We start from the raw sequence: 16603 nt of genomic DNA, 5'->3' as shown, positions 1-16603 counted from the left end.
CTATTAGATTACTTGTTCTAATTGACACTTTGATTCTAATTTTTGCCATGACGAGCCTCCTTGCCCAGTTGCTAACAAGTATTTTTCACCTTCTACTTCTACTAAAATCAAACTTTCTTTGGAACCTATCCAACGTCTTTCGATCACATTTATTTTTGAGCTTTTCCCTGATATCATACCATTGACTTTTATTTTTCCCTTATTACTCCAACACCAGAGAGCAACTAATCCTCCCATAAAGAAAATCAAGGCTATTAAACGCCATGGCTCTATTACATCTATCACGGCTATTCCTTACCTACGACTTCCGTAATTTTTATGCCAATTGCATCATCAACAACCACTACCTCACCCTTAGCAATAAGACGCCCATTCACATATAAGTCTACGGGATCATTCACCTGGCGATCTAATTCAACAACATTCCCAGGGGCTAACCCTACAAGCTCTTTAACTTGTAATTCCGTCCTACCGAGCTCAACACTAAGAGCGACCGGGATATTCATGATGATGCTTGAATCCAGGGGTTCTGTGCTTACTTCCTCACTCATAATTGGTATCCATCTTTTCCGTAAGTGTGACACTTACAGGTTCTTTCAAAATATCTACTTGTCCTTTGAATTTTGGTATTTTACCTAGCTCCACAATCACTTGGTTACATAGCTTTTCGTCTAAAAGAATTAAATCTCCTCTATCTAAATCTTTTATTTCACCCAAAGTCATCGATAACCCCTTCAAAAAGGTTTTAAGTATGATTGGAATATTCTTATAATTTTCCACCATGACAGTGGGCGCTTTTTTCTCCTCAATCCTCCCTTCCTGATTGGATATTTCTGCCATTAGCTGATCAATGATTCCTTCCATCATACGATAGGGAATCATAAACCGAATACCTGCTAAACAATCACCAAGTCTCGCCTCCATTTCTAGGTATAAAATGACCTCGTCTGGTTCAACAATGTTTAGAAATCGAGCTGTATTTTCATGCTCTATAATTTCATGTTCTAAATTTTGATAACGCTGCCAACTGTTGGCAAACTCCTTTAAAATCAAATGAATAAAGTCCTGAAGAACTGTCACCTCAATATCTGTAAAATCTCTTTCATTCTTAATTGAATGTCCTGGCCCACCCATCATCCGATCAAGAATAGTGAGACCAAGTCTTGGAGAAATATCCATTAAACAAATACCATTTAAGGGATTCATCCTGAATAAAGTCAAATGGCTGGGCATGGGCAAGCTTTCCAACATCATTTGATAAGTCAATGTTTCAAGCCTTGACATTTGCAGACCGAATTCCATTTGTAAATAGACCGAAAGGGCTGCACTTAAGCTTCGGATAAATTCTTCGTTCTTAATGCGCAAGCGACGCATTTCAGCAGCACTGAGAAAGACAGGGCTGCGAAAGTCAAATTCTTCTAATTGATGCTTTTCAGGCTGCTTGAGGCGCCTGCTGATAACCTTAACTTGGTCCTCAGTTTCAGCACCAATAGAAGCAAGAATGTCCTCAACCTCCGATTGGCTGAGAACATCGGCTCCGGGAATTTCTTCTTCATCTGCCATATATTATTGAACAAGAAGTGATTCAAAATAGATATTGTCAACCTTACCCCTCTTAAGAGTTGCATTCACTGCCGCTATAAGTTCTCTTCTTAGCTCCCCTCGAACGCCTGGGCTATTAAACTGAGCAAGTGTTTTACTTGATAAAACCTCCGATACAACATCTGTTACTTTCGGTCTGTGCTGCTCTAACTCACCCAGGACATATTTTGAGCCGTCAAAAAACATCGTCGCCTTAACGTAACGCCCCCCACGACTCCCCGCTAAATTCACAATGATTTCTGATAAAATAAAGTCCTCGCTAGTAGGCATATCTTCTATGGACCCAGAGCCATCAGACTCTCCTGTGCCACCATCATTATCGCTATTCCCCTCACTGGCGCCTTCTCCTTCATTACCGCCAGCCTCACCAGCATTACTTTCGTCTTCTACACCGGCTTCCCCGGACCCAGCCGAAGCAGCTGCTGCAGTGTAGGCGGCTAACATATCAGCTTGCTGCTCCTCTACAATCGAAGCGATCTGTGTAGGCAAAATAAAATAAGCTATGGCAAAGCCTCCCCCTAAGAGCAATACAGACATACCGCCTGTAACACCCAAAAAGAGCCCCATGGGCATTCCACCACCTGAACTGCCACTCTCCCCACTATCCTTATTTTCTTCTCCATCTTCCGCCATAGTTAGCTCCTATCCTTATTACCTCTTGAGGTTCATCAGTGTTTGCAGCATTTCGTCACTAGTAGAAATAGTCCTGGCATTCGCATCGAATGAACGTTGCGTAATAATCATGCGGCTAAATTGTTCTGCCATATCAACATTAGAGAGTTCTAATGAGCCGCTTTGTATCGTTGTCGATAAATTTGCTGAATTAGGTATATAACTACCTTCATGGCCGGATGAGGCAGTATTCGTATAAAGATTATTACCCTCGCGTCGTAACCCATTCTCGTTACTAAAGCTGGCCACGTGAATTTGTCCGACGTCCAGTGTAGCACCTGTAGTGCTAACAGCAGTTATAACACCATCCAGACCTACAGAATAACTGGATACATTCACACCTCCGATTTGATCAGGGACAAAAACCGCAGCTGTGGGAAAGTTGCCTGCTGTAAAATCTGTTGGCGTTACTGCAGCTGTAATATTAGCCGTAGTGCCTGTACCCATTTGGCCTTTTAGGTATAACCCATCAGGAGTTCTAAAATATCCATCCGAGTCAATGATAAAGTTTCCTGCGCGTGTTAAAAAAGCATTTCCACCAGCAATAGTCGTTCCAACGGAGTACATACCTTCTCCATTAAGTCCTAAATCTGAAGTAACATCAGTTCTTTGAAATGCCCCTTGATTGAAATTTGTAGTTGTGCCAACTAACCTAGCACCTAACCCAATAGCAAAGCCAATTGGTTGTTCGGTAGTCGCACCGCGCTCAATTTGAATCTGCGCTTCGGCAAATGTAGCATCACTGGATTTATATGCCACCGTACTCACATTTGCGATGTTATTACCAATTACATCCATCCGTTGTTGGTTATTCAACAACCCACTTACTGCTGAAAATAAACTACGTATCATAATTCTTCCCTTTCATATCCTCTTTGTAGCTTAATAATTAATCATTACTTCTGCTCATGTTTTAATAATAGATTCAATTGAACTCGCCTCGTATTCTTGATCGTCTACAGTTATGTAGACCTTATCGTTACCAACTCGAGAGCTGGTAATTGCACCGGAGATCTCTTGTCCATTTTCATTTCTTAGGGTTACTTCTGAACCCACTAAATCACTAGCCCACATATATTGCTGTTGTTCATATAGAGATCCAAATTGGTTACCCATCTCCTGAATCGCATCAAAGTTTGCCATAGTCATAAAGTCCTCCATGAAAGCATTACTATCGACAGGCTTTAATGGGTCTTGGTTACTGATTTGCGTAACTAAAATTTGGTAAAAATCCTCTTGAGTTAGTTCTTGCGATTGAGGACTTGATACTTGGTCTGACTGAAAGATACTGCTTGTGTTAATCGGATCCGTCATTTCAATGCTCCCTTAAAATTGTCTACAATCTTTGATAATTGACTGAGATCATAGTGCTCCCCATCAATCGTAAAGCGCATAAAGCCACTCTCAATATCTACTCGATCTATGACGCCTTGTTTCATACGTCCCGCATGATCTTTGAACTCAGCCAGTAATCCTTTAAGTTCCTGTGTTATCTCATTTTTTTGTTCTTCAGAAAAAAACTCAATTACACCAGGCTGCTCTTTGAGACGTGAGAAGATTGCTTCTGCTTTACTTGGAAGATCAAAACCTCCTAACGTATCCCGAAGTTGTCTCGCAAAATCTTGTGGACTTATTCCTTCTGTATTTTTTGGCATGGCTGCGCCTGTTACACCCCTTGTAAGCCCCAATAATCCTAGGCCTGTCATTGCTGCTTGAATCATTATTCTATTCCCAGTTCCACAGTCGACACGTCTTGAGTCGAATCTGCTCGTTCCTTACCATTTTGTGATTTTCCATCCTCACGTTTTTTGCGTTCTTCTTTTTTATCTTGAGACTCTTTTGACTGCTTAGGAGCTTCAATCTGTGGAGGTAACCACCTCATATTAACCCCAGCATCTATTGTTTTTAGAAATTTCATATTTTCCTGAAGCCATTCGAGCACACCTTCATTTCCAGCACTCATTTGAACACGCATGGCTCCATTAACTTCTGATAAATAAACATTCACCATACCACCATTAGGTGCTGCTAGTTGAATCTGGAGACGCCTGGTGCGACTAAATCCATTCATCTCTTGAATGTAGCGCTGCAGTGTAGGCTTAAGTGTTGAATTATCTTTAAGTTCAACAGAATCACTTTTCATTAAGGATTTAACCTGATGATTTACCTCCTTTGATAAATCACCTAACAACGAAAGAGCTTTATCTCCGAGTCCATTGGCAGATTTTGTATCACTTAGCTGTGTTAGGCTATCTTCAGATAACAACATAGTTGTTTTATTTGCATAACTTGTGCCAATCATGCGTTCATGATTAATCAATTTCCCTAAAATATCCTTTGCACCCTCTTTGCCCTTTAGATTTCTAGCAAGATTGACCAATTCCACCTTATTCTTATTTTTGACGGGCTCAGTTAAACTAACATTTAATATTTTCACCTCATCTTTAACGGGAACATTTCTACTCTCATTAAAATTTTGAAGGGAAGAATTATCCGTTTTCGGTACTGCCTTTGAATCACTACTCAGAGCTTTGTGACTTTCCTCTATAATTGTTAACTTTCTGTCAAAGGCAGAGTCGTCTTTAATGGTTTTGTTTTCAGAGATTCCGCCTTTATTAAGGGTTGAGAATTCCTGCACATTTATACCATTCGTAATGGGTGTCTTAGAGGATTGCTGACCATGCTCAGCCTGTTTTAAGTTCCCATTCGAGTGGTTATCAACTGCCTCTTCATCAACTGCCTCTTCATCAACTGCCTCTTCATCAACTGCCTCTTCATCAACTGCCCCTTCATCAACTGCCCCTTCATCAACTGCCCCTTCATCAATAATTACTTGACTGTCACCTGAATCATCAGACTTTACCTGATCGTCTCGCTGAGCAGAGCTAGATGGATCATCCTGGTTAAGGGATTGATCCAAGGTTGCTTCAAAAGAATTTTCCCCATCACTATTATTCGTTTTAGTAAAGAATCCGGAAGAGCCTGCCTCATTGAGATTTTTAGATTCTCTAACTCCAATCGCACCTACTTCACTCATTGAGCTCCTCCTGGTGTCTCAAGTTCACTTGCTTTGACCATACGCCTCATATCATCTGTAATTCGTGTTAATCTAGGTAAATCATCTGGATACTCCTTAAGCCACACTTCCAACATTTTTGCTGTGGTCTGCATTTTCATGATAGTCAGCATTTGTAGCACTTGATCGTCAGGTAATTGACGCATCATTTTCATAGATTGGTCCATTCTCATGGTGCTATAAAGCTTAGCTAAGTTTTTATAATTTTCTTGTTCATTGGTTTCTACATGAATCACCAAAGATTCTAATTCCTCTTTTAAACCAATGAGCTTTCCCATTTGCCGTTCTAATGCTTCACGTTCTGCCGCCAACAGGTTCTCACGCTCTAGTAAAACCTGATCCATCTCCAGCAACTCAAACTGCTTTTTTTGAAGATCATCCTGCCAGTGCTTTAGCTCTCGTGCTAAGTGATTAATATTATCTATACTTGGCTCGTGTAGTGATTCAAAAGTAATAACCTCCTCCTCTTTCTCCAAGATATCCATCTCCTTGGGTTCTGGGAGAGGAGGCAGAACTGCTAGTTCCGGTATTAACGTATTAACTAGCATATAGGTAGTAAGACCAAAGCTCGCAATGAAGCTTAGTGATATGACAATAACAACGATTGCTAACATAATAATGGATTTTTTCATATCGATTCCTCCATAAGCTCATAGCTAAGTGAACTTTTGCGTTGCGCTAAATCATCTAATAACTTTCGCTCAGACATTTCTTCTTCTTTAAGAAGCCCTTTTTTGTAATTAATCAAAATGCGTTCCACCATTTCTAATTTCTGTTTTGCTAACATGGTCATTTTCATTTGCTTCTTTGAGCTCTCAAATGCGCTATGTAATTTCCTTGCTGCCACCTCGATTTCACCCTTCATTTTCCAACGATAACTGTCCAAAACAGCATACTGACCTGCAGATAGCTTCCCAAGTGGCACTTCGCTAGCCTTAGTAAGTTTTCTTTGCAAATGATGGAGTTGACTCTCACACTCTTGTTCACCAATCCTGCATTTCTTAAGTCTTGACTGCTCCATTTCGTATTCGTACTGACGAAGCCTTAATAAAGGCTCTAGGTTATGTTTTCTCTTGGCCATTATCTTTCACTCCTATTGAATTACTAAGCTTCTTCAAGGATTCCTGAAAACCACTTGCTTGATCAATGGACTGCCTTAAAAAGTCCACAATCCTCGGATAGGCCTGAAGGGCATAATCAAGCTCTGTATTTGAACCCGGCGTGTAAGCACCTATATCCACTAGCTCCTGGTATTGCCTTTGAATAGCCATAATATGGCGTGCAGAGCCCACTAAGTTTTTGTGTTCCGGGGTAATAAGATCTAACTGGAGGCGACTTAGACTTTCTAAAACGTCAATTGCTGGATAATGGTTTTCACTTGCTAGCTTCCGTGCTAATAAAATGTGCCCATCCAGAATCGACCGCGCGCAATCGCTAACTGGATCATTCCAATCATCTCCTTCTGTGAGAACGGTATAGAAACCCGTGATTGCTCCTTTCCCTGAATTACCAGCCTGTTCCAAAATTAGAGGCATCAAAGTGAAAACAGAAGGTGGATATCCACGAGTAGCTGGAGGTTCTCCGATAGCTAACCCCACTTCTCTTTGTGCCATAGCAAAGCGTGTGAGTGAGTCGACCATAAGCAAGACATGCTTACCCTGTTGACGAAAATGATTGGCAATACTATTTGCCGCAAAAGCTGCTTTAATTCTTGCTAATGCTGGTTGGTCAGATGTAGCTACCACAACCACGGATTTCTTTAGAGCTGGCCCTAAGTCTCTTTCTACGAATTCCATCACTTCACGACCACGTTCTCCTATAAGAGCAATTACATTTACATCAGCTTGTGCATAGCGACAGACCATACCTAACAAACTACTCTTACCCACTCCGCTACCAGCAAAAATTCCCATGCGCTGACCAATGCCCACTGTAGCAAAGGCATCAATTGCTCGAACACCAGTTTCCAATATATTTTCAATACGTGGACGATTAGCAGGATCGGGAACTTGCTTAACTATTGGAATCCAATCCGGTGCTTGTTTGTATTGACCTAGATCATCTATTGGATGACCTAAAGAATCGACTACTCGTCCTAGCACTGCTTGGCCAGAAGCTATTTTAGGAGGAGCTTTTGTAGACTGAACTCCATCACCAACTGCTACTCCCTCCATACCATCCCAGGGCATCAACAAGAGTCTACCATTACGAAAACCAACCACTTCTGCTAAACGCTTCTGCCTACCCTGAGAGCTATAAATAACACAAGCCTCTCCCAATGAGGCTGGAGGACCTTCAGATTCAACAGTTAGACCAACAACGCGTGTTACCTTACCCATAAAGCCTGGTGGTTCAATATCACGCAAGCTTTCACCTAACTCATTAACAATCAAACACCGTTTCATGGATTCACGTAAGGTTCAAGGGCTTCTTGAATCTTCGTGATTCTTTTGCTTGTTCGTCCATCGAACTGACCTAGCTCACTGGTCAACATAAATTCACCTTCCTGCAAACTCGTAGAAGGTTCCCAACTCATTGCTAGGTCAGGCAACGTTACTTCATAGCGATCTAGAGCAGCTCTAACTCTTTCAAGTTGAGCAGGAGACATTTGGATCTTCACATGATCACCTTGTTTTAACTGCTTGATTAGATTTTCAATTTCTACAGCTACTTGCTCATCCGTTAATTGATAATTAGAGAAAACTCGCATCAAGGCCGTTCTAAGCAATTCAGGCAGATGTTCTTCGGCTAAATGTGCCAATCCATCATGAATTTTAGTGATCGTTGCCAACAGGCCGTTAATCTCAATAGCATGTTGCTTAGCTAATAAATATAATTCGCGTGTTGCACGCCATTGTCCAGCTTGGTAGCCCTCAGAGAAACCTACATCATATTCCTCTTCCCATACTTTTGCCTCTTCATCAGAGAGAATCTTTACGGCTTTTACCTCATGTGGCAAAACAACATCAACTGATAAGCTCATCCCCTTCTCCCTTTCTGCTCATGACTATTTCACCACTTGCTTCAAGCTTACGAACAATTTCAATAACTTGTTCTTGAGCATCCTCAACATCACTTAATCGCACAGGAGGCATGAATTGAATTTCTTCTGCTATCATCTCACGAGCACGCTTCGTGAGACAGCCTAGCAATTTATTCTTAAACTTATCGGATGCTGTTTTAAGAGCTATGGCTAGAACATGGAAATCTACCTCACGCATCAGTTTTGCTAGTGCAGATTGATCAAGATTGCCAATATCCTCAAAGACAAATAGTTGTTTCTTGATAGCCCGTGATAACTCTGGATTACGTTCCTCCAGTGTTGTTAAAACATGTTTAGAAGAAGCGTCATCCAGTTCATTTAAAATTTCAGCCAAAATCTTGGTTCCACCTGAAGTAGTCACCCCTTTCGGGCCTCTGGTGTTTAGTCTTTGCTCAATAATAGTGATCACTTTTTGAGCAACTACTGCTGAAGTTGGTTCCATCGTAGCAATGCGTTCAGCTATATCAGCGCGGAATTCCGGGTTTAATAGTGAAAGGACCTCTGCACATCTACCTGCCTCAAGATAAGAAAGAACTAGTGCCCATGTTTGGGTTTGCTCCTTACGCAGCAAACTCATTAGCTGTACAGGCGGTATGTCTCTTAGTTTTGAGGTATCTATGGTTTTAACTTTGTTAGGAGCAACTCGACTAATTACTTCGTTCGCCTTAAAGCTCCCAAACGATCTTTCTAAAACTTGCTTTGCGAATGAAGGACCTCCTACAGCAGAAGTCACTGCATTCATTGTAATAGATGAAAACTCATAAAGTAGCGCTCTTTGTAGAGGAATGGGAACAAAATCAATCTTCGTCATCTCTGTAGTGATTTCCTCTACCTCATACTCGTCAAAATCACTAAGTATCTCTGAAGCCAAGTCCTGACCCAATACAACAAACAAAGAAGCAAGTTTTTGCTTCTTATTCATTGAATCAATGACTTCCTGCAGGGTTTTACCCTCGGGCTCAATGACTTCCGTCATATCTAATGGTGCTTCTGTAGCCATTCTATATTGCTCTTAATAATTTAATTATTGTTGTTTAACCACTGTCTAATCGCCTGCCCCGTATTGTTTGGGTTATCTCGGATAATTCTACTCATTTCATCTACATTCAACAATGACACCGTTCTAGCTTCTGCCATAGCTCTAGCTTTGTCTTCCTCGTCTTGCCGCTGTAGTGTTTCAAAGCGTTCTAAAATGTCAGCAAACTCACGCCCCCCATCTCCTTCACTTTTATAGGAACTTCGAACAATATTTCGAAAATACATCATGACGGCTACAGCTAGCAAAATGAGAAATGCCTGACTAATATAGGGCATATATTGATCGGCCTTGGCTACTATTCCAACAGGAGCATTCTCAGCAGGAATATTGGCAAAGATATCGTTAAATTCTGTCTCCTGAACCTGAATGCTGTCTAGCCTCTGCCCGTCATTCACATATCCCACAGCATTTTTTACAATCTCTTCTAATGACTTCAATTCTTGTGGAGTGCGAGGAACGACTTTCGCATCAGCTCCTTCTCCAGTTTTGCGAGCATTGATAAATACCGCAACAGAGATTTTTTTGATATCTCCGCCTGAGCGATGTCTCGTTTCAACTGTTCGATTGATTTCAAATTCACTCTTGGTATTTTCCTTTGTTTCATTAGTTTTGGTAACTTCACCTGATGTTTGCTCTGAGGTCGCCTGATTACTTTCTATTCCAGCAGCTGCTCCCGAGCTTGTTGTTTCAGAAGTTGCATTTTCAGTATCTAGTGTTTGGCTTCGGATTACAGCGCCATCTGGATCATATTTCTCAGAGGTCTGCTCTATTGAATCAAAATCTAGCTCCGCGCTAATTCTGACTACAGACTGTCCTGGACCCAGTACCAAATCTAACATGCTCTGAGCTTTTTCACGCAGATGATCTTCTACCCGGCCCCTGGCAACGATTTGAGATTGCGTCAAATTGGTGATGGTTTCTCCTTGTTGATCTAGGGCTAACCCATTACCGGAACTATCAACAATTGTAACTCTCGATGGCTCTAAGCCCTCAACTCCATTGGCGACTAAAAAACGAATTGCTTGAATTTGTCTTGTTTCAAGAAACGTGCCAGGCATAAGTTTCAAAAAAACAGAAGCCTTTGAACTTTGCTTATTCTTTGAAAACAGTCTTTGCTCAGGAACAACTATCATGACTCTTGCTTGTTCGACCTCTTCCAACTGCGAGATCGTCCTAGCCAACTCCCCTTGCAAAGCCCGGTGATAGTTTGCTTTCTGCATGAAATCAGACATACCAAATTTTGGTTCATCAAATATTTCAAACCCAACACCACCAGCGGTATCACCAGTACGAGGAACACCTTCTTGAGCTAAATCTAGACGCGTCTCATAAACTTTGGTTGCTGGAACCATAATAGTTGTTCCATTATCTTTTAGTTCAAAGGGTATACCCCTGCTTTGCAAATAATCTACGACTTTACCTGCTTCTGCGGGGGCCAAACGGGCATACAAAAGACTCAACTTAGGCTTGCTAGAAAAAACGATAATTGAAATCAATAATGCAATGCTACAAACCGTTGTAGCAATTAGAGATAATTTCCTAGGCCCAGATAGACCCGACCACATTTGCGATAGACTTTCCAATATACCTGCCATGATTCTTCCCCTTGTTTTGCCCTATAATTCAAACTTGAATCTTTATAATTTCCTTATAAGTCTCTAGAGCTTTATTTCTAACTTCTGCTAATACTCGAAAAGCGACTCCGGATTTCTGTGAAGCAATCATCGCCTCATGCACCGTTGTTGAGCCTCCACTCAAAACATCTCTGATTTTATAGCCAGCATTCTTCTGTGCTTGATTCACATCCTTAACCATTTGTTGGACCATATGACCCCATGTTTCAGGCTCGTTTGAAACTCCTCGTGCTGAATCTAACGAATGTGCTTTTTCAATCGGTTTAGGTAATTCAAAAGCTTTAATAGAAGGATTTCCAGAGGACTCAATGGGAAATTGCCGAGATGGAGATAAACGGCTAGCGCCTACCCCTTGAGAACCTTCTATCGGAAAGAACGAGTTTATATCATTCATACTTTTTCTCTCAATTATCCAACCTCAACTAGCCTACTGACCAATCCTCATAGCGCTTTCCACCATCTTTTTTGAACCTTGTACTACTTTTGTGTTCGCTTCGTAAGCCCTAGTTGCAGTCATCAAATCCACCATCTCCTCAATGATGTTGACATTGGGCATAGCTACCATGCCTTTTTCATCAGCATGCGGGTGGCTCGGGTTATAAATCGTTGTTAGCGGGCTTTTATCTTCTACTACACCAGCTACTCTTACACCTATTTCCTTACCGGATTTTATGCCATCTTTTGCATCCATGAGGACTGACTCAAATAATATATGCTTTCTTCTATAAGGCCCTCCATTGACATCATTTGTCGTTTGAGCATTGGCAATGTTAGAAGCAATAACATCCAACCTCGCTCTCTCGACGTTCAGTGCACTTGAGCTTACATCTGCTGCTGGTAATATATTAGAATCCATAATTAAGTTCCTCCTGTGCCACCAATTGCTCGCTTTAACCCGTCAAACCTCGCTTTCATGACCTGAGCAGCAAACTCATATTCCAAACGGTTTTTCGATAACTCCACAACTTCTTGCTCCATATTCACGTTATTACCGTCTTTACGGGTAGGCCCATGTACTGTTGCTTCTCCGACTTCAGGAATGGGTCGCGTTTTTAGCTCTTTGCCTGCTTGAACATCAGCGATCGCCTTTTGAAATTGCACTTTGAAGCTATCTGTCAAATCCACCCTTTTGAATCCGGGCGTGTTTACATTCGCAATATTGCTAGCAATTGCTTGTTGCCGAGCCATCCTAGCATCGAGTGCCATTTCTATGACTCTAATAGATTTATCATCTACGATGCTGTTAACCATGCTTGCCATATGCCGTTATTTAAAAGCAACGGATATGCCAGCCCATTTCGCCGGAGTTATATCTTACTCTTAATCAACGACTTAAATTTTTTTAATTTTTCACGCCAAAATGGAGCTATGCACTTGTCAGGAACAAAATGCCGAAACCGCTTTTTTCCTGGGAAAAAATCTCCTAAAGAAATTTCTTAGCAAAACAGGTTATTTAAGTAATCTGCCGAAACCATCTGGTAGGATGGGAAAGGAACTTCCTTGTCTCATTAAATAGTGCGAACTACATGGCAAAACTTTCTGCTTTTACTCAGAAAGCATGCTGCCTAGCTTGATTTTATAAGGAATACTTGATTTAACTCTTTATTCAGCTACCGATATAAAAGGCATTATCTTTGTAAGGAGAAGCGATTTAATAACTATAAATAAGATGAAGCGAGCGGATTTTATCAAGATGATTAGTTTTGGGACAAGTGCAGGTTGCTTTTCCTCATCCAATCTGCTAGGCGAAGACATCCCAACTGCTCAATATTTAGAGCCTGAACTCAAAGAACACCCTGCTGGGATCCAGAAAAGTGAAGAGCAACCGCAGGAATTGCCTGCTGAAGCTGTAAAAGAGAGGAAACCCCATTTTGTTTCCACAGCTCCCGGTTTTGGCCACCGCATAGCATTAACGTACGATGATGGACCAACACCAAGCATTACCAACTCTATTCTCAATGATTTAGAAAAACGTAAACTTAGAGCCACTTTTTTTATGATAGGCAATAAAGTTAAGGCCTATAAATCCCTAGCTAATGAGGTTGCTGCAGCAGGACACGAAGTTGCCAACCATACCTACACCCATCCAAACCTAAAGAAACTTAGTAGCAGCCGAGTAGAGTATGAAATTCACAAAACTCAGGAGGTCATTGAGCAAGTGACTGGTAAAGTGCCTACCTGGTTTCGACCTCCTTATGGAGCTTTTCATAAAAAACAAGGCGAAATCCCCATGGGAGAAGGCTTAGGTATTGCTTATTGGTCTGTTGACCCTAGGGATTGGGCACGTCCTGGCGCCTCTAGAATTGTCAGTCATATCTATAAAAACACGACGCCCGGATCCATTGTTTTGCTCCACGACTTACACAAACAAACTGCCGATGCTACTCCAGATGTGCTTGATAGACTGCTTGAACGAAGCTTCAATTTCACAACAATGTCTGGCATTCTTGGTGAACCTTATCATGCATAAAGCAAAATAATCCAACGTAAGGAAAAAGACGCTGGCCCCTTGGGCTAAGGTCGTGTGCCAGATGCCTTCATCACGCCAAAATACTCAAGAAGATAGCACCGTCTACACAAACTTCGATTTACACCCTTACTTAGCTCGTTTATTACTATTTTGCTCAGGATTTGCAGCAATCAGCTATGAAATTATTTGGCAAAGACAATTAGGACTCATTGTCGGCAACACAGTCTACGCCACTAGTATTGTTCTTGCCGCGTTTATGATAGGCCATGCGGGAGGATCCTATATTGCAGGAAAAGTAGCGACACGGGCCCATAAGCCTTTGCAATTGTTTTTTCTTATTGAGGTATTCATTGGCATCTTCGGGATAGCCATCCCATTTTGCTTTCCAATGGTCCGCAATCTATATCGATTTATTTATCTTACTATACCAGATTGGATACCCTTATTAATTTCTTTTCGAGTATTCACAGTGCTCGGAATTCTTCTTATTCCCACACTGCTAATGGGTGCTACTCTTCCTCTAATTTGTGAAGGCTTAGTCCCAGATAAAGGAAGGTTTAGAAAACAACTAGGATTCTTATATGGTGCAAACACCTTAGGAGCAGTATTTGGAGTTCTCGTCTGTGGCTTTTTCCTTATACCTTCATTTGGACTTATCCTTACAAACTCTCTTGCTGTAACTATAAATTTTCTTGTTGCCACTGTATCTTTTATTCTTTGGAAAGATTTTAAAGCTCACCCTAGATTCGAAAACAATTCTAAGGCATCCCTTAAGAAAGACATCAAAAGTGGCAAAACAAAAATTTGGCTAATTGCTTCTGCCGCTTACGCAGGCTTTACCGCACTTGGACTGGAGATTCTATGGTTCCGTGGATTAACAATGATTAATGGAAGCGCAGTATATTCTTTTTCATCAATGCTCAGTGTTTTCTTAATTGGCATTGTCATAGGCTCTATGGCAATGAATTATATCACTAATAAAAAAAATCTATCTATCCTATTCGTTCCGTTACTTTTTGCACTAATAGGTATTTATACATTATTTAGCACATCTTGCTTCGTCAAAATTCCTTCCATTTATATTCATACCATTGCCGAATTAGAGCTAACCTGGAACACATTTCTTCTCATGAATTTTTTTACTGCTGTATTTATACTATTTGTTCCAACATTCTTTTTTGGAGCTCTTTTCACCTTCTTAACTCAAGAAATGAGGTCTCAAACACATCATAGTAGCTCTAGTATTGGTTCGCTCTATGCAATCAATACTACGGCAGGAGCATTTGGAGCTCTAGTAACCGGTTTAATTTTTCTGCCGATCTTCGGACTAGAAAAATCATTATTAGGCTGCGCTCTTGGTATCCTGCTTTTTAGCTGTTTACTTGCCTATAAATTGCTACCTAATGATTGGCATTACGCAAAATTCATAGCTGTTATTTCACTGGTAACCTGCATATTTTTTACTGTGACACCCCGCTGGGAGAAGCATTCACTCTGGTTCTCACCCTATTATCGAGCCTCCACATCCATAGTTGGCCGTCAGGTTTACTTAAAAGATAGACTCAGTAAATTAGAAACTCTCTACCTTCATGAAGGGTTCCATTCAACCGTTGCTGTCACAAAAGATCACAACCAAGTCATGACATACATATGTGATGGGAAAATCGAGGCTGATACTACTAGCTCAAGTATGGCCCTACAACTAATGATCGCTCATATACCCATGCTATTACATGATAGCCCCTTAAAAAATTTAAACATAGGATTGGGGACAGGAATCACCACAGGAGCGATTGCCTGTTATCCCGTTGAATCCATAAAAGTAGTTGAAATAGAAGAAGCAACTACTGAAGTTGCTAAATTCTTTACTCCATGGAATGAAAATATTCTGAATGACTCACGCTTTGACATGCACGTCGATGATGCGCGCAATTACCTCTTTGTAACAGACCAACTCTATGACACCATCATATCTGATCCCATTGAGCCAGTTGTGTCAGGTTCCGGACCACTTTTTACATACGAGCACTTTGAATTGATGAGCAGCAGACTAAACCCCAACGGCCTGGCCGCTCAGTTTTTACCTCTTTATGATAGTTCAAAGAACGAGTTTATGCTTATCATGCGCTCATTTGCTCGTGCATTTCCCAATAGTCTTCTTTTCTATACAGGAACTGACACCATCTTGCTTGGGTATAAAGGTGATATCACTCTTAACACTACTAGTTTAGAAGGAAAGCTCTCATTGCCAAAGGTTCGTCATTCATTACAAACAATTTCTATAGATTCTACTGAGGACATAATAGGCATGCTAATCACTGACTTAACAAAACACGAAGATTTTACAGATCCTGGTCCCCTTAATACGGATTCTCATCCCATTGTCGAATTCCACGCACCAAGAAATGTTTTTTATTCAGACTACCACGATTGCCTCGAAGATATCCTACTTACCTACTTTTCTGATATACCGACTTCCTTAGAAACCTCATTAGCCTCCTCTAGTCTTGCAAAAATAGCAACCAATAGAGAAGCAATCAAAATGTCCTTGCAAGCCCAAGTAATGGATAAAAATGGTCAAAGGGATTCCGCCGAGGAACAGATCTTGCAGGCTGTTGCACTTGTATCCAACAATAAGATAGTCCTAAATGTGCTAGTAAAAATTATTAACAAAAACGGAGAGTACCTAGTCGCTCAAAGGAAATTTAATGATGCTTATCAAAAATTTAGAAAACTAATCGAATATGACCCAAAAGAGCCCAATGCGCTTTTCAGAATTTCAGAACACCTTCTCAATACGAAACAGTTCCCTAAAGCTTCTCATTGGATTAACACGGCACTAGGGCATTACCCAGATTCTATTCGCTTGATTCATCTTCGAGCAAAACTTAAATTCCAAACAAATGATTATGAAGGAGCCATATCCGACTATGAATATCTTATCAATCGTGCCCCCAAAAAAGTAAAATATCTTAAAAATTATTACCTATTGCTCAACAGACTTGGTCGGACTAGTGAAGCAGCTAAAATAGAGAATAGGTTACGCAGGTTGGAGGAATTATAATAA

General features: G+C 40.9%; 19 protein-coding genes. 2 read left to right on the top strand and 17 right to left on the bottom strand.

The features are described 5' to 3' along the window. Nucleotides 1-3: 3 nt before the first annotated feature. Genes AAGA18_02105 through flgB form a run of 17 tightly spaced genes read right to left on the bottom strand, consistent with a single transcriptional unit; the run spans nt 4 to nt 12326 of the window. A complete protein-coding gene (locus AAGA18_02105) occupies nt 4-285 on the bottom strand; it encodes a flagellar biosynthetic protein FliO (protein ID MEM9444122.1) in 282 nt (93 codons plus the stop codon). Nucleotides 286-287: 2 nt separating this feature from the next. Beyond that, a complete protein-coding gene (gene fliN / locus AAGA18_02100; protein MEM9444121.1) occupies nt 288-551 on the bottom strand; it encodes a flagellar motor switch protein FliN in 264 nt (87 codons plus the stop codon). Then, nucleotides 544-1563 (bottom strand): flagellar motor switch protein FliM, encoded by a 1020-nt coding sequence (locus tag AAGA18_02095; GenBank protein MEM9444120.1) that lies wholly within the window; start codon nt 1561-1563, stop codon nt 544-546. The genes fliN and AAGA18_02095 overlap by 8 nt, the downstream gene beginning before the upstream one ends. A 3-nt stretch (nt 1564-1566) precedes the next feature. Continuing rightward, nucleotides 1567-2235 carry a flagellar basal body-associated FliL family protein gene (locus AAGA18_02090; GenBank protein ID MEM9444119.1) on the bottom strand — a complete coding sequence of 223 codons (669 nt, stop codon included), beginning with the start codon at nt 2233-2235 and terminating at the stop codon, nt 1567-1569. 18 nt (nt 2236-2253) lie between these two features. Further along, on the bottom strand, nt 2254-3126 hold the full coding sequence (locus tag AAGA18_02085) for a flagellar hook-basal body complex protein (protein ID MEM9444118.1): 873 nt from the start codon (nt 3124-3126) through the stop codon (nt 2254-2256). Between the two features lie 54 nt (nt 3127-3180). Next, nucleotides 3181-3588: a flagellar hook capping FlgD N-terminal domain-containing protein gene (locus AAGA18_02080; protein ID MEM9444117.1), complete on the bottom strand. Its 408-nt coding sequence runs from the start codon at nt 3586-3588 to the stop codon at nt 3181-3183. Further along, the gene (locus AAGA18_02075; GenBank protein MEM9444116.1) at nt 3585-3995 is read right to left on the bottom strand and encodes a hypothetical protein; all 411 of its coding nucleotides are present in this window, start codon (nt 3993-3995) and stop codon (nt 3585-3587) included. The genes AAGA18_02080 and AAGA18_02075 overlap by 4 nt, the downstream gene beginning before the upstream one ends. Beyond that, nucleotides 3995-5311 (bottom strand): hypothetical protein, encoded by a 1317-nt coding sequence (locus AAGA18_02070; GenBank protein ID MEM9444115.1) that lies wholly within the window; start codon nt 5309-5311, stop codon nt 3995-3997. Before AAGA18_02070 ends, AAGA18_02075 begins: the two co-directional genes overlap by 1 nt. Continuing rightward, nucleotides 5308-5982: a hypothetical protein gene (locus AAGA18_02065; GenBank protein ID MEM9444114.1), complete on the bottom strand. Its 675-nt coding sequence runs from the start codon at nt 5980-5982 to the stop codon at nt 5308-5310. Before AAGA18_02065 ends, AAGA18_02070 begins: the two co-directional genes overlap by 4 nt. Continuing rightward, nucleotides 5979-6431 (bottom strand): hypothetical protein, encoded by a 453-nt coding sequence (locus tag AAGA18_02060; GenBank protein ID MEM9444113.1) that lies wholly within the window; start codon nt 6429-6431, stop codon nt 5979-5981. The genes AAGA18_02065 and AAGA18_02060 overlap by 4 nt, the downstream gene beginning before the upstream one ends. Further along, nucleotides 6412-7755 carry a FliI/YscN family ATPase gene (locus tag AAGA18_02055; protein ID MEM9444112.1) on the bottom strand — a complete coding sequence of 448 codons (1344 nt, stop codon included), beginning with the start codon at nt 7753-7755 and terminating at the stop codon, nt 6412-6414. Before AAGA18_02055 ends, AAGA18_02060 begins: the two co-directional genes overlap by 20 nt. Further along, nucleotides 7752-8333, bottom strand: coding sequence for a FliH/SctL family protein (locus AAGA18_02050; GenBank protein MEM9444111.1), 582 nt, complete (start codon nt 8331-8333; stop codon nt 7752-7754). The genes AAGA18_02055 and AAGA18_02050 overlap by 4 nt, the downstream gene beginning before the upstream one ends. Then, nucleotides 8317-9393, bottom strand: coding sequence for a flagellar motor switch protein FliG (gene fliG, locus AAGA18_02045; protein ID MEM9444110.1), 1077 nt, complete (start codon nt 9391-9393; stop codon nt 8317-8319). The genes AAGA18_02050 and fliG overlap by 17 nt, the downstream gene beginning before the upstream one ends. A gap of 20 nt (nt 9394-9413) precedes the next feature. Further along, on the bottom strand, nt 9414-11027 hold the full coding sequence (fliF, locus tag AAGA18_02040; GenBank protein MEM9444109.1) for a flagellar basal-body MS-ring/collar protein FliF: 1614 nt from the start codon (nt 11025-11027) through the stop codon (nt 9414-9416). Between the two features lie 28 nt (nt 11028-11055). Beyond that, entirely contained in the window at nt 11056-11460 is a 405-nt protein-coding gene (gene fliE, locus AAGA18_02035) for a flagellar hook-basal body complex protein FliE (protein MEM9444108.1), read from the bottom strand. A 33-nt stretch (nt 11461-11493) separates the two neighbouring features. Next, the gene (gene flgC / locus AAGA18_02030; protein MEM9444107.1) at nt 11494-11922 is read right to left on the bottom strand and encodes a flagellar basal body rod protein FlgC; all 429 of its coding nucleotides are present in this window, start codon (nt 11920-11922) and stop codon (nt 11494-11496) included. Nucleotides 11923-11924: 2 nt separating this feature from the next. After that, on the bottom strand, nt 11925-12326 hold the full coding sequence (gene flgB / locus AAGA18_02025; GenBank protein MEM9444106.1) for a flagellar basal body rod protein FlgB: 402 nt from the start codon (nt 12324-12326) through the stop codon (nt 11925-11927). Between the two features lie 409 nt (nt 12327-12735). On the opposite strand from flgB, the gene AAGA18_02020 reads away from it, so the two are divergent. After that, entirely contained in the window at nt 12736-13536 is an 801-nt protein-coding gene (locus AAGA18_02020; GenBank protein MEM9444105.1) for a polysaccharide deacetylase family protein, read from the top strand. Between the two features lie 61 nt (nt 13537-13597). Continuing rightward, entirely contained in the window at nt 13598-16600 is a 3003-nt protein-coding gene (locus AAGA18_02015; protein ID MEM9444104.1) for a fused MFS/spermidine synthase, read from the top strand. Nucleotides 16601-16603: the final 3 nt, after the last annotated feature.

Source organism: Verrucomicrobiota bacterium, from assembly GCA_039192515.1.
Lineage (GTDB): Bacteria > Verrucomicrobiota > Verrucomicrobiia > Methylacidiphilales > JBCCWR01 > JBCCWR01.
Note: the sequence above shows the minus strand (reverse complement) of the source record. Positions and strands in the feature narration are given on the sequence as shown.

Excerpts from the sequence above, each read along its gene's own strand:
- AAGA18_02080 (MEM9444117.1), bottom strand. The coding sequence starts at position 3,588 with ATGACGGATCCGATTAACACAAGCAGTATCTTTCAGTCAGACCAAGTA.
- fliG (MEM9444110.1), bottom strand. The coding sequence starts at position 9,393 with ATGGCTACAGAAGCACCATTAGATATGACGGAAGTCATTGAGCCCGAG.
- fliE (MEM9444108.1), bottom strand. The coding sequence starts at position 11,460 with ATGAATGATATAAACTCGTTCTTTCCGATAGAAGGTTCTCAAGGGGTA.
- AAGA18_02095 (MEM9444120.1), bottom strand. The coding sequence starts at position 1,563 with ATGGCAGATGAAGAAGAAATTCCCGGAGCCGATGTTCTCAGCCAATCG.
- AAGA18_02050 (MEM9444111.1), bottom strand. The coding sequence starts at position 8,333 with ATGAGCTTATCAGTTGATGTTGTTTTGCCACATGAGGTAAAAGCCGTA.
- AAGA18_02060 (MEM9444113.1), bottom strand. The coding sequence starts at position 6,431 with ATGGCCAAGAGAAAACATAACCTAGAGCCTTTATTAAGGCTTCGTCAG.
- AAGA18_02075 (MEM9444116.1), bottom strand. The coding sequence starts at position 3,995 with ATGATTCAAGCAGCAATGACAGGCCTAGGATTATTGGGGCTTACAAGG.
- AAGA18_02090 (MEM9444119.1), bottom strand. The coding sequence starts at position 2,235 with ATGGCGGAAGATGGAGAAGAAAATAAGGATAGTGGGGAGAGTGGCAGT.
- fliF (MEM9444109.1), bottom strand. The coding sequence starts at position 11,027 with ATGGCAGGTATATTGGAAAGTCTATCGCAAATGTGGTCGGGTCTATCT.
- AAGA18_02070 (MEM9444115.1), bottom strand. The coding sequence starts at position 5,311 with ATGAGTGAAGTAGGTGCGATTGGAGTTAGAGAATCTAAAAATCTCAAT.
- flgC (MEM9444107.1), bottom strand. The coding sequence starts at position 11,922 with ATGGATTCTAATATATTACCAGCAGCAGATGTAAGCTCAAGTGCACTG.
- flgB (MEM9444106.1), bottom strand. The coding sequence starts at position 12,326 with ATGGCAAGCATGGTTAACAGCATCGTAGATGATAAATCTATTAGAGTC.
- AAGA18_02020 (MEM9444105.1), top strand. The coding sequence starts at position 12,736 with ATGAAGCGAGCGGATTTTATCAAGATGATTAGTTTTGGGACAAGTGCA.
- AAGA18_02015 (MEM9444104.1), top strand. The coding sequence starts at position 13,598 with ATGCCTTCATCACGCCAAAATACTCAAGAAGATAGCACCGTCTACACA.
- AAGA18_02085 (MEM9444118.1), bottom strand. The coding sequence starts at position 3,126 with ATGATACGTAGTTTATTTTCAGCAGTAAGTGGGTTGTTGAATAACCAA.
- AAGA18_02055 (MEM9444112.1), bottom strand. The coding sequence starts at position 7,755 with ATGAAACGGTGTTTGATTGTTAATGAGTTAGGTGAAAGCTTGCGTGAT.
- fliN (MEM9444121.1), bottom strand. The coding sequence starts at position 551 with ATGAGTGAGGAAGTAAGCACAGAACCCCTGGATTCAAGCATCATCATG.
- AAGA18_02065 (MEM9444114.1), bottom strand. The coding sequence starts at position 5,982 with ATGAAAAAATCCATTATTATGTTAGCAATCGTTGTTATTGTCATATCA.